The organism is Streptomyces sp. NPDC048504, from assembly GCF_043200035.1.
GTDB lineage: Bacteria > Actinomycetota > Actinomycetes > Streptomycetales > Streptomycetaceae > Streptomyces.
Genome location: NZ_JBICXA010000009.1, coordinates 132,774 through 144,910, shown reverse-complemented (window position 1 = coordinate 144,910; position 12,137 = coordinate 132,774). Strand labels below are relative to the sequence as shown.

Below are 12,137 nucleotides of genomic sequence, written 5' to 3'. Positions count from 1 at the left end.
CACCGTGGGCGCTGACCACGGGCACGGACAGGTGGCACATCAAGGCCCCCTGACTTCCCAGAAGTGGCACATCAAGGCCCCCTGACTTCCCAGAACGGGAGAACGAGCCAGATGCGGCACCCACAGCATCGTCCGTACCCGGCCGGGGCGGGAGGCCCGCCCCTACATCGCATCAAGGATGAACAGCTGCCTGCCGGCCATCGTTTCGCAGGCCTGTCGGAAGGTCCATTTTGGGGCCCTGACAGTCGTTGGCGCGTCCCGTAAGATTCCGACTACTGTGTGCCACAGCAGGGGGACATTGGGGGGCTTTCGTGCTCGATGCGAAGCAGCATCAGGGCAAGTTCGGCGAAGACTACGTCCGTGTGCTGGCCTCTGCGGCGGGGCTGATCGTCCTGCAAGGCGATCTCGACGCGGACGGGGTCGACCTCGGGTTCCGCGCCACCGGCCGCTACGGACGGACGCTGTCGCCCACTGTCGAGGCTCAGATCAAGACATGGTCGGCGCCGTCCGTGTCGTCCGGCCACCTGAACTTCCGCGGGCTCAACGAGTGGCAGTTCAACAGGCTCGTCGGTCCCGACTTCACCGTGCCCCGCTTTCTGTTCGTCATCTGCGTCCCAGCCGACAACCAGGCGTACGCGGCCATGAGCACCGACGGTGTGATGCTCCGTCACCTCGGCTATTTCGTCTCGCTTCGTTCCGAGGAGCCGATCAAGGACCCCGACCGTCGCCGAAAGCGTCCGGTCAGAGTTCCGACAGCGAACGTGCTCACCGCCGCCTCACTGCGCCGGCTCGCCGAGACGCAGTCCGACTGGTAGGGGAACCGATGACGATTCCGCTGAAGGTCGACGACATCGCCAGCTATCTGGCGGAAACGGGCTGGGAGCGGAATCCACAAGGCTGGCGCGGAGCGAGTGTCTGGCAACACCCGGGCGACTACGAGGTGTTGGTACCCGCTCGCGACGGCATGGGCGACAACGACCGCCGAGTACGGGAGATCCTGCGCTGTCTGTGCGCGCTGGAGGACCGGCCGGCGGGCGACATCGCCCTGGAGATCGCCAGACCGCAGCTGGACAAGCAGTCCTTCCGCACGTTTCCCACCGGCCACGACCCCGGCTACACCTCGCTGCTCCTGGGTACGCAGACGGTGCTGGGTGTCCGCAACCTCCTGACGGTGGCGGCGCGCACCGTCGTGCAGGGTCCGCACTTCGCCTTCGCCGGCCGGCAACCGGGCGTGGTGGGCGACCTCTTGCGCGCAGCCGAACTCGGCCCCTCCCGCGCCGGGAGCTACGTCGTCGAGATCCGGGTGGCGGCGGACGCGACGGCCCGAACCCCGAGCGGGGAGCAGGTCACCGGTCGGGCCGTGCTGGTCCAGATGCTCGAGGCGGTGAGCGCGGCCCAGGCAGCCGTAGCGGCGGACGCGCCCGCGGCCTTCGACGAGACCGTCACGGCCGGCGTCTCCGCGGATCTGTGCAAGGCGCTCAGTGAACTCTCCGGTTTCGACCGGAGCGAGCCCTTCGAGATCGGCTTCCGGTGGGCGCGCTCGCAGCCACGCGATGTGCCGTCACACGTCGTCGCGTTCCCGGAGACCTCCGGATCACTGCTGCGCGCCGCGTCCCTGCGGCTTCGCGGCCTCAACGCCACCGGTGCCGCTACGGTCTCCGGTTTGGTCGAGGGGCTGCATGACGACTCCTCAGGCATCGACCGGTGGCGGATCAAGGTCCGCGGTGAGCTGCGCACCGAGCACGCCGAACTGGTCGGGAAGGTCGTCTGGGTGCGGCTCCCGGACCAGGCCTCGTACGACCGTGCGATCACCGCGCATCGGGAACGACAGGTGATCACCGTCGTGGGCGAGTTGTCCAGCACGACCGGCCGGGTGGAACTGGTGCCCAGGCGGGGGTTCGACATCTGACCGGATTTCGGCTCATCGAGGAGGGGTACTGTGCCGACGGATTTGACTGTACGGGATCATGCATCGCTGTTCGCCCTGATGGTGGTCGCACGGCCGGTGACCAACCGTGAACTGCGCGAACTCGCCGGCCTGGAGATCACCGCGGCGGTGCGACGGCGAGTGAACCAGGATGCCGAGCGGATCGTGACCAGGAAGCACGGTGCGGTCAACACGCACCAGCTCACGCCCGCGGGCCGGACCTGGTGCGAGTCCGCTCTGGTGGCCGGCCGCCCGGACGGAGCGAAGTTTCCGGCCGGGGTCCTCTATGCGGTGCTGGACAACGTCGGACAGTACCTGGCCCGCTCCGGCACCAAGTTCGGCGAGTTCTTCCAACCCGACGTCGAGGACTGGATCCGCGCGGTCTACACGGAACTCACCGTCCGCCGGAAACCGGGCAGCTGGGTCAGACTGTCGGCGCTGCGCCCATGGCTCGAGAATCTGCCGAGAGGGGCCGTCGACGCCGAACTCGACCGGATGATCGAGCAGCCCGACGTACAGCTGATGGGCGAGCTCAACCAGCGCACGCTCAGCGACGAGGACCGCACAGCCGCCGTCGACATCGGCGGCGAACCCCGCCACCTGCTGCGGATCGGACCGGCGTGAACGGGGAACTCGCCGCCCTGGAGACGCTGTACATCAACACCGCGCTGACCCAGGAAGAGATCTGGAAACCGGTGACCTCCTACCACGTCGACGGCCTTCATCCTGAGGTGTTCCGGCGGCTGGGGAGGGCGATGAACGCCGTCGAGCGCGCCCACTCGCCGGTTGCGACCGTGGTGCGTGGCGAGAGCGGTTCGGGCAAGACGCATCTGCTCGGCTGGACCCGCCACGAGATCCAGCAGCGCGGCGGCTCCTTCTTCTACGTCAAGCTCGTCACCGGCCGGAACTTCTGGGAGAGCGCCGCCGACAGTCTCGTCGACAGTCTCTACCGGGAGGACGAGGGCGGCCAGGAACAACTGATTCGCCTGCTCGACGAGCTTTCGCGCCAGGCTCGCCTCGACACGGACACCCATGCCGCCGTCACTGGCCGGCGCGAGTTGACGCGCGCCCATGTCGATGCGTTCGTTCGGGGGATCCGGACCATCGACCGGCAGGTGGGCAACGAGGCCGCGGACACGGCCCGCGCGCTGGCGCTCCTAGCCTCCGCCGGCGATCCCGTGGAGATCGGCAGGGCCTACTTCGCGCTCAACGACGACGACGGGGACAAGCGCGCCGCCTGGGGGATGTCGCCGGGTGGGCGACAGGCCCAACTCGTCCTCCGCGATCTGACGCGCCTGTTCGCCCTGGCCGGACCGCTGGTGTTCGCCTTCGACCAGCTCGACACCCTGGTGTCCGCCGCGGAGACGTCGTCGCTGACGTCGGCCCCTTCCGGCGAGGGCCGAGCCGCCAAGCGGCTGAGCGGTGAGATCGCCACCGGCCTGATGGAACTGCGGGAGGAAGCCCGCCGGACCCTGATGGTCGTGGCGTGCCACGAGGACACCTGGGAGCAGATTTCGCGGGCGGCAGTCCGGTCCGCCCTGGACCGGTTCGAGGTTCTGCCGACGCTCGGCGCGATTCCCGACGAGGCCACCGCCGGCGCCATCGTCAGCAGCCGCTTTCGGCCCTACTACGAGTCGATGGGGTTCACTCCGCGGTATCCCACCTGGCCGGTCACCTCGGCGGCGCTGGCCGAAGCCCCACACCGTTACACCGCACGGCGGCTGCTCATCCGGGTCCAGAAGCACATCGAGGCGTGTCTGCAGACCGGCACGGTGGCCGAACTGATCTCCCTGGCAGGCGCGGAGCCCACGGCAGCCGCACCGCCCGCACCGGCGAGGGCCGTCAACCTGAGCACCCTGACGGAGTCCTTCGACAAGCTCCGTGCCGAGGCGGACGACCTCGGGCCGCTCGACCCCACGACCGAGGACGGGTTGATGCCCGCTCTGCTGGGCGTGGGGCTGCGGAGTCTGGTCAGGGAACTGGGTGTCGACGAGACGCGGTTCTCCATCGAGACCGACTTCGGCCGCAAGGCGGCGTTGCATGCCCGGTTGCGCTATGTCGTGGACGAGGTCAGCGAGAACGAATTCCACTGGTCCTTCCGGGCGATCGCCGCGAACAACGCCATCGCCGCCCAGAACCGGATCCGCAACGCGGCCGTGGAGGCCGGCCTGATGCCCGACCTGGCGAGCCGCCGACTGATCCTGCTGCGGAACATGCCGTACCCGAGCGGCCCCAAGACCAAGGGCATCAAGGACGACTTCGAGGCGCGGGGCGGGGTGTCGTTACCGATCGGCGCCGCCGACCTCCGGACCCTGGTCGCCCTCCGGGCCATGCTCGACGATCGTACGTCAGGCCTGGACGAATGGTTGCGACAGGAGCACCCCGCTTCCCGCGTCGAGGTCTTCGCGCCGGTGCTGGGAGACCTACGGCAGCATCTCGGCATCGCGACCACGGAAGTCGGCTCCGGGGTGGCGGCGGATGCGGCGGGCATACCGGAGGACGCCGAGGCCGCTCGTACCGAAATCGTCGTCGGAACCACGGTCCGGGGCGGCCGTTCGTTTGCGATACCCATGGAACGACTCCGGATGCACACCGCGGTGGTGGGCGCGGCGGGATCGGGCAAGACGGTCCTGATCAAGCGACTTGTGGAGCAGTGCGCTCTGCGCGGCGTCTCGGTGATCGTGCTGGATCCGAACGACGACCTCGCACGGCTCGGCGACCCCTGGTCACGCCCGCCGAAGGGTTGGACGGACGACCATGAGCGCGAGGCCCGACACTATTTCGCGGATGTCGAAGTGGTGGTGTGGACACCGGGTCTGAACCGGGGACGTCCGATCTCCTTCTACCCGCTTCCCGACTTCGGTCCCGTCCTTGACGACGAGGACGACTTCCCCCGTCTGGTCAGGTCGACCGTGACCTCACTCGCGCCACATGCCGGTGTACGCGGCAGCAGTGCTCGCGCGACCCAGCAGCTGGGGGTACTCAAACGTGCTCTCGAACGGTACGCGCGCGACGGCGGCAAGACCCTGGCCGGCTTCGTCGAGCTGCTCGCCGAGCCTCCGAGCGACATCGTGAACAGCAGGACCAGTCGCTTCGCGGTTCAGATGGCGGACACGCTGGAAGCCGCGATGGAGACCGACCCGCTGTTCGGGGAGTCCGGCGCACCCGCCGATCCCGGCATGCTCCTGATCCCGTCGCCGGGAAAGGCCGCCCGTATCTCGGTGATCAGCTTCATCGGTCTGTCCGGCGACGGACCGGCCCAATTCGTCAGCCGCCTTCAGGCGACCTTGTTCTCATGGTTCAGGGCGCACCCGGTCGGTGACCGTGCCCTGGGCGGGCTGCTGGTGATGGACGAGGCGCAGAACTTCGTGCCCTCCGGCGCATCGAATCCGAGTACGGACAGCACGGTCGAACTCATCCGCCAGATACGCAAGTACGGACTCGGGATAGTCCTCGCCTCACAGCTCCCCAGGGGCATCCACAACCAGGCGCTGGGCAACACCGTGAACCAGTTCATCGGCCGACTCATAGGACCCGCGCACATCGAGGCCGCCCAGACCATGGCCCGGGCGCGGAACGCGGTCCTCGACAACCTCGCCGGTCTCAAGGCCGGCATGTTCAACGCCGCGAGCGAGGGGACCGGATTCAGCAAGATCGAGGTGCCGATCTGCCTCAGTCACCACGATGTGCCGCTCACGGAGGACGAGATCGTCGAGCGAGCCCGCCGGGGTACCTGAGCGGTCGTGAGGCGGTGAGCGCGTCCTGGCCCGTGCCGAGATCCTGGCCTGCGCGGACAGGGTCGCCAGGGCGCTTGAGCTGTCCTATCCCGGCGGTCACCCCCCGCGTCGCTCGTAGCTACCGGTGCGGCACAGCTGCGGGCTGATCCGCAGGGGCTCGGCCTCGGCCCACGGGGTGGAGGCGGCCACCGGATGAGTGGCGCGCCGGTCGAGGGTGTCGGCGTCGACGGTGAGGTGACGTGCGGGGTACAGCTCGAACCCGGCATGCCACAGCCGGTGCCGCGCCGGGTCGTCGGGGGCCTCGGCGAACCAGCGGGCCAGGGTGCGGAAGTCCGCCGAGCGGTCCGAGCGCCCGGCCCGCCGCTCGTTCAACTGCCGTACGACTGCGAGCAGTTGAGGAATGGCGCCAAGAGCGCGGCCGCGCAGCAGACGGGCTTGCGACTCGCGGCCCTCGGCCGACACGAACCAGGCGGCCAGCCCCGCCCACCTGCCCACCCATCGCTCATACGCTCGCGCCTCGGCGATTTCGGCCTCGTCCGGCGCGGCGTCGGCCGCTTCCCGGGGCGCCGCCAGCCGCAGCAGCACGCCGACCCGCCCCTGCTCCTCCAACTCGCCGATGAGCAGGGCGATCCGCCCTCCCAGGGTGATCAGGTCCTGGATGAACCGTTCCAGGTACTGGATCAGTCGGTCCTTGTAGGCGAGGAACACCTCGACCTCCACGCCGTGCAGGTCGATCGTGCGTTGCAGGGACCCCATGAAGGCCCGCGCGTTCTCCGCCAACGCCTCGAACCGGCTCGTCAGAGCGGACAGCGCCAGATGCGCCTTGGCCGGGTCCGGCTCGCCTTCCTCCTGCTCGGCGGCGATCACCAGCAGAGCCCGCAACTGGGTGACGATGTCGTGCAGGGCCACCGCCTGCAGCGCACCGCTCCGCCCGAGTGCCTCGTCGTACGCGGACAGCGCCTGTTCGGCTGCCTCGCCGGCCTGGGTGAGTTGGTAGATGAAGCGTTTGCGGTAGAAGTCCTCGACCGCGGTGACCCGGGAAGTGTCCGGATCTGCCCGCAGATTGCCCCAGTCGACAAGGCTGTCCAGTGCCTGGAACGCTCCCATCACCCGGCGGTAGAAGGCGGCGTTGGGCACGGTGAGATGAGCGAAGGGCGTATATCCGGCCCGTGTCGGTCCAGGAGGCGTCGACGTCATCGTTCAGGCATTCTCCCCGACGGACACCTCGCTGTGGCAATCGTGGCCTGATCTTCGCGCAGGTCACGCCGGGGCGGGCTCTCGCCGCTTGCGTAGTCGGCCGTACTTTGTGGGCCGTGTTGTAGCCGTCGCCTGTGATGGGGTTTCTTGGCCACGGTAGGCCTGCCGAACCCAGGGCTTGTGTGAGGCGTCGCTCTCACTGTGGGCATCGCACAAAGGGCCGCTTCGCCGGTCGGCAGGAGGCTGCAACTGCGTGCCGCTGCAGGGTGGAGGCAAGAAGCGCTCGCCGACTTGGCTGAGCCAGGCTAGTCGGTGTAGTGGTAACGAGCCTTGAGGATCTTGACTTGCTTGTCGTCGGCTCGGTAGACGAGGCGGTGTTCGTCGTCTATGCGGCGCGACCAGTAGCCGGAGAGGTCCCCCTTCAACGGTTCGGGCTTGCCGATGCCGTTGAACGGATCGCGCTGGATCTCGCCGATGAGGCGGACGATGCGGCGCACCATCTTGCGGTCGGTCTCAAGCCAGTGTTGGAGGTCGTCCCAGGCGGCTGGGTCGAAGTTGACGTCCCTCACTCGTCACCGGCCAGTTCTTGGAGTTCCTCCACGGTTTTGGTGACCCCTGTCTGGCCCGCACGGTCGCGGGCGACGGCTTCCATGAGGCGGCGGGCGTTGGCCGGTGAGCGCAGGAGGTAGATGGTCTCCTGCCAGGCGTCGTAGTCCTCTGCCGACATGAGGATCGCGTCGCCGTTCTTGGAGTGAATCCGTACCGGCGCGTGGTCGTCGTTGACCTTCTTGATCAGGGGGAAGAGATCCTTGCGCGCCTCGCTGGCGGTAAGGCTCATGGCATACGTCCTTTCGCGGAGCGGTACGTAATATCGTACCGGACTGGTACGAAAATTCGTACCTACTAGAGTGGTGGATTCCGGGTCGGTGTGCACGTGATGTGCGCGGCTTCTGGTCCCACGGAACGTCCGCGCAGCTCGGAGGGTGCTCCCTCGGGTATCCAAGCCATCCCCGCGGTGTACAGCCCGACCCGGGCCGTCCCATGGCCGGCACACCAGTCGGAAGACATGGACTAGAAGACATGAACTGGTGTGTTGGAGACGGGAGTTGAGCCCTAAGATGTGCCGCGAATGATCCCCGTTGATCCCCGCCCCGGTTGAAGGACGCCCCCAACTCATGAGCGACCCCGTGCCGGCGCCCGAGCCGGCGGAGCAGCGGAAGATCGATACGTCGGTGCCGCACTCCGCCCGTATCTGGAACTACTGGCTCGGCGGCGAGGACAACTACCCCGTCGACGAGGCGGCCGGTGACGCGTACACCGAGGTGTTTCCCGGGATCGTCACCATCGCTCGCTCCAGCCGTGGCTTCCTGCGTCGCACCATCGCGTATCTCGTTTCCGAGGCGGGTATCCGGCAGTTCCTGGACGTCGGTACCGGCCTGCCGACCGCGCAGAACACCCACCAGGTCGCCCAGGGGCTCGCTCCCGAGGCGCGGATCGTCTACGTCGACAACGATCCGATGGTGCTCGCTCACGCCCGCACCCTGCTGCACTCCACCGCGGAAGGTGCGACCGCCTACATCGACGCCGACGTGACGGACCCGGACCGCGTTCTTGAAGTCGCCGCCAGGACACTGGACTTCGGTCGTCCCACCGCGCTCATCCTCAGCAACATCCTGGGCCACGTCGCCGACCACGATCAGGCCCGCTCCATCGTCACCCGGCTGATGGAAGCCCTGCCCTCGGGCAGTTACCTCTCCATCAACGACGGGTCGCGCGGCATCGACCCTGTCTTCGAGCAGGCCCAGAACGCCTACAACGACAGCGGCGCCGTTCCGTACAACCTGCGCTCCATTGATGAGATCACCGCGTTCTTCGACGGCCTGGAGCTTGTCGAGCCCGGTGTCGTCTCGGTGACGGAGTGGCGTCCGGAGCCCGGTTCGGGCATCCCGGAGGTCATCGCCGAGCACGGTGGACTTGCGCGTAAGCCGTAGTGACCGAGTAGCCGTGACGACCGCGTAAGCCGTAACGGCCGGACAGGAAGAGCAGGAAGAACAGCAGGAAGCGCACAACCTTCCGGAAAGCCGTCGGTCTGAAAGGGCACACACCTACGCGAGCTACCGGGGGTAGTCATGCGACGGATAGGTACTGCACTGGCCGCGACAATGCTGGCGGGCGGCGGCCTGTTGGCCGGCACGGTTCCGGCGGTGGCCGCGCCGACGGCCGTGGACTGCGCCGTGACGTGGGGAAGCCTGGACAAGAACGGTGACGCCGCTGCCTCCAGGCGACTGACCGACGTGCGGACCGGACGGCACGAGTGCTTCGACCGCCTGGTCTTCGACGCCCAGGGCACGGCGGCCGACCCGATCGGCTACACGGTCCGCTACGTCGACGTACTGCATCAGGACCCGAGCGACATCGTGGTTCCGATCAAGGGCGGAGCCATTCTGGAGATCTCGCTGTTCTCCTCGCGCTACGACCCGGCGACCGGACAGCCCTACCCGCCGCTTCCGTCCGTCGACGTCACCGGATACCGGACCTTCCGGGAGTTCAAGGTCACCGGCGGCTCCGAGGGATACACCCAGGCCGGACTCGGCGTCCGTGCCCGGCTGCCGTTCCAGGTCTTCCAGACGGCCAACCATCTCGTGGTGGACGTGGCTCACACCTGGTGACCCCGTACGGCCCGGCTCGTCTGCCCCAAGGCTCTGACCTGGTCCTACGACCGGGTCGGGGCCCTTTCCCGGGTGCCACGGGTGGATACCGCGGCTATGTCGACGACTTGAGCACCGGGTGACACGCGGGATCCGGTGAACTCGGCGAGGGGCAGCGGCGGGTGACCGTTCGGGCTGTCCGGATTCCAGCGGCCCTGAGGCCCGGTCAGTGGCCGGCGCCGGCGTCCCCCAGGAACGCTCCGGCCACCACGGGGACGAGCTGCCGTTCGATCTGCTCGGCGGGCATGGCGGCCAGTTCGGCGCCGATGGGTGCCAGGGCGAGCCAGTTCAACATGCCGGCCGCGCAGCGCGTACGGAAGTTCAGTTCCTGCTCGTCGACTCCGGGAACGTGAGGCGTCAGTACGCGGAGGACATCCCGGCGACTCTGGACGAACTTGCCGGTCAGCCGCTCCCATCCCTGGGGTGGTTCGATGCCGATCCGTGCCACGGTCCGCATCATGGCCAGGTCCTGTCCGCCGGCCGCGAGTGCCCGCATCATCGGCCCGGCGAAGGCCGCCGCGACCTCGTGGAGGGTCGCGGTGGGGCTGAGGGAGCCGATGGCCTCCATCTGCGCGTCCAGGTACCGTTCCAGCGCGTGCTCGATCGCGGTGTCGCACAGTGCTTTGAGTGACCCGAAGTGGTAGCTCACCGCGGCGACGTTGGCGCCGGCGCGGTCTGTGATCTCGCGGAGCGTCAGGCCGTCCGGGCCTCGTTGCGCGAGCAACTCCAGGGCGGCCGCCTGCAGGCCATCCCGGGTGCGCTGACCGGCCTCTCGGCGCAGGTCCGTCTTCTCTACCCTGGTCATGCCCTGTAGTCAATCAGTTGTTTGACTTGATTGTCAACGGTTGCGTCGCGGATCGGGGCACTCTCACGGCCGGGTGTCCACACAATTCAAACAGTGGCTTGACAGCTTGGGGTGCCGTTCATAAAGTCAAGCCAGCGTTTGATTTACTAAGAGCGCGAGAGAGACCGCTGCGGCGGCTCCCGAATCCTGAGAACGAACGTGAAGGAATACGTCATGAAGCTGATCAGTCGGAAGTCGATCACCGCCGCGGCCGCTGTGGCTGTCGTGGGTGGTCTTTCCATCGCCGCCGTGCCGTCGCAGGCGGCGAGCCCCGTCCACAACAAGGCGGCGGTGCACAGCAGTTCGGCGGCTCCGGCCCTGACCGCCCGTCAGCTGGCGAAGCTGCCGCTCACCGACCGCCACCTGACCAAGCACGAGAAGGCCAACCTCGCGGTCGTCCTGCGCGACTACTACGTCGCGGAGGGCAGCCACATCGACGTCCCGACCTTCGTCAACAGCTTCACCAAGGACGGCGTCTTCAACGACATGGTCGCCGGCCAGGCCTACCGGGGTAAGGCGCTCGGCACCGTACTGCCCTACATGAAGGGCCTCTTCTCCGACGTTCACCGTGACCTCAAGCGCATCACCGTGAACGGCGACACCATCAGCATCGAGCTGTCGATCGACGGCACCTTCGACGGGCAGCTCCAGACGCCGGCGGGCGTGGTCAAGGGGAACGGCCACAAGGTCGCCGCGCCGACCGCCGACTTCTGGTACCTGAAGAACGGCAAGGTCACGGCGTTCAACTGCTTCGTCGGCTACTCGAAGATGTACTCCGACATGGGCGTGGACTTCGACTGGGCCTCGGCGGTCAACAAGCACTGAGGTCTTCTCCGGCGGGTGACGCGCGGGCGCGCCCCGTCCGAGCGTCTCCATCACGAACCACAGCCCAGTCGGAGAACCTCTTGAATCCCACAGGCAACACCGTCTTCGTCGCCGGAGCGACCTCCGGCATAGGCCTCGGCCTCGCGCTGCGGCTGCACGCGGCAGGCAACCGGGTCATCATCTCCGGGCGGCGCGAGGACAGGCTGAAACAGATCGTCGCGGAGCACTCCGGCGTCGAGGCCGTCGTCCTCGACGTCACCGACCCGGTCGCCGTCCAGGACGTCACCGCTCACCTGCTGCGACGCTTCCCCGACCTCGACGTCCTGGTGGCGATGGCCGGCATCATGCTGCCGGAGGACCTCCACAACGGCGGCTTCCTCGCTACGGCGGAAGCGACGGTGGCGACGAACCTCCTCGGCCCCATCCGTCTCGTCGCCGCTCTCACCGAACACCTCGCCACCCGGCCCCGGGCGACGATCATGACCGTGTCCTCGGGGCTGGCCTTCGTCCCCCTGCCGATCGCCCCGACCTACAACGCCACCAAGGCCGCCGCCCACTCCTTCACCGAGAGCCTGCGCGTCCAACTGGCGGACACCGGCATCGAGGTCCTGGAGTTGGTGCCCCCGGCGGTGCGCACCGCCTTGATGGGCCAGGAGAACTCGCAGACCGCCATGCCCCTCGACACCTTCCTCGACGAGGTCATGAGCATTCTCGGCGCCGGCGATCAGCCGGACGAGATCCTCGTCAAGACGGTCGAGCCGGTGCGATTCGCCGAGGCCCGCGGTGAGTACGGCACCATGCTGCGCATGCTGTCCGGACACTGACTGACCGTCAACTAATGGAACTGCAAGCCAGGTTCGGCCAACCGGACAACGCCGACTTGAGCGCGCGATCAACCG

At 67.8% G+C, this 12,137-nt stretch carries 12 protein-coding genes; 8 read left to right on the top strand and 4 right to left on the bottom strand.

All coding sequences use genetic code 11. The features are described 5' to 3' along the window. Positions 1-311 precede the first annotated feature (311 nt). Genes ACGFY9_RS23295 through ACGFY9_RS23280 form a run of 4 tightly spaced genes read left to right on the top strand, consistent with a single transcriptional unit; the run spans position 312 to position 5,664 of the window. Positions 312-815: a DUF4365 domain-containing protein gene (locus ACGFY9_RS23295; protein WP_393756948.1), complete on the top strand. Its 504-nt coding sequence runs from the start codon at positions 312-314 to the stop codon at positions 813-815. 8 nt (positions 816-823) lie between these two features. Then, positions 824-1,909 (top strand): hypothetical protein, encoded by a 1,086-nt coding sequence (locus ACGFY9_RS23290; protein ID WP_393756946.1) that lies wholly within the window; start codon positions 824-826, stop codon positions 1,907-1,909. Positions 1,910-1,939: 30 nt separating this feature from the next. After that, a complete protein-coding gene (locus ACGFY9_RS23285; RefSeq protein ID WP_393756944.1) occupies positions 1,940-2,551 on the top strand; it encodes a hypothetical protein in 612 nt (203 codons plus the stop codon). Then, on the top strand, positions 2,548-5,664 hold the full coding sequence (locus ACGFY9_RS23280; protein ID WP_393756942.1) for an ATP-binding protein: 3,117 nt from the start codon (positions 2,548-2,550) through the stop codon (positions 5,662-5,664). The genes ACGFY9_RS23285 and ACGFY9_RS23280 overlap by 4 nt, the downstream gene beginning before the upstream one ends. A gap of 96 nt (positions 5,665-5,760) precedes the next feature. Here ACGFY9_RS23280 and ACGFY9_RS23275 read toward each other — a convergent pair whose 3' ends face one another. The 3 genes from ACGFY9_RS23275 to ACGFY9_RS23265 form a co-directional block, all read right to left on the bottom strand. Continuing rightward, positions 5,761-6,801, bottom strand: coding sequence for a TIGR02677 family protein (locus ACGFY9_RS23275; protein ID WP_393756940.1), 1,041 nt, complete (start codon positions 6,799-6,801; stop codon positions 5,761-5,763). 365 nt (positions 6,802-7,166) lie between these two features. Then, positions 7,167-7,430: a Txe/YoeB family addiction module toxin gene (locus ACGFY9_RS23270; RefSeq protein ID WP_393756938.1), complete on the bottom strand. Its 264-nt coding sequence runs from the start codon at positions 7,428-7,430 to the stop codon at positions 7,167-7,169. Continuing rightward, a complete protein-coding gene (locus ACGFY9_RS23265; RefSeq protein WP_393756936.1) occupies positions 7,427-7,699 on the bottom strand; it encodes a type II toxin-antitoxin system Phd/YefM family antitoxin in 273 nt (90 codons plus the stop codon). Before ACGFY9_RS23265 ends, ACGFY9_RS23270 begins: the two co-directional genes overlap by 4 nt. A 337-nt stretch (positions 7,700-8,036) precedes the next feature. Between ACGFY9_RS23265 and ACGFY9_RS23260 the strand changes: the two genes are divergently transcribed. Together ACGFY9_RS23260 and ACGFY9_RS23255 are read left to right on the top strand one after the other, a co-directional pair. After that, complete coding sequence (locus ACGFY9_RS23260; RefSeq protein ID WP_393756934.1) at positions 8,037-8,852, top strand: SAM-dependent methyltransferase; 816 nt, start codon at positions 8,037-8,039, stop codon at positions 8,850-8,852. A 171-nt stretch (positions 8,853-9,023) separates the two neighbouring features. Then, positions 9,024-9,530 carry a hypothetical protein gene (locus tag ACGFY9_RS23255; protein WP_393757404.1) on the top strand — a complete coding sequence of 169 codons (507 nt, stop codon included), beginning with the start codon at positions 9,024-9,026 and terminating at the stop codon, positions 9,528-9,530. A gap of 205 nt (positions 9,531-9,735) precedes the next feature. Here the strand turns inward: ACGFY9_RS23255 and ACGFY9_RS23250 are convergent, their stop codons facing one another. Next, positions 9,736-10,374 carry a TetR/AcrR family transcriptional regulator gene (locus ACGFY9_RS23250; RefSeq protein WP_393756932.1) on the bottom strand — a complete coding sequence of 213 codons (639 nt, stop codon included), beginning with the start codon at positions 10,372-10,374 and terminating at the stop codon, positions 9,736-9,738. Positions 10,375-10,587: 213 nt separating this feature from the next. On the opposite strand from ACGFY9_RS23250, the gene ACGFY9_RS23245 reads away from it, so the two are divergent. Together ACGFY9_RS23245 and ACGFY9_RS23240 are read left to right on the top strand one after the other, a co-directional pair. Further along, positions 10,588-11,238, top strand: a complete 651-nt coding sequence (locus tag ACGFY9_RS23245; protein ID WP_393756930.1) for a nuclear transport factor 2 family protein — start codon at positions 10,588-10,590, stop codon at positions 11,236-11,238. 80 nt (positions 11,239-11,318) lie between these two features. After that, positions 11,319-12,062, top strand: coding sequence for an SDR family oxidoreductase (locus tag ACGFY9_RS23240; RefSeq protein WP_393756928.1), 744 nt, complete (start codon positions 11,319-11,321; stop codon positions 12,060-12,062). The last annotated feature ends 75 nt before the right edge of the window (positions 12,063-12,137 follow it).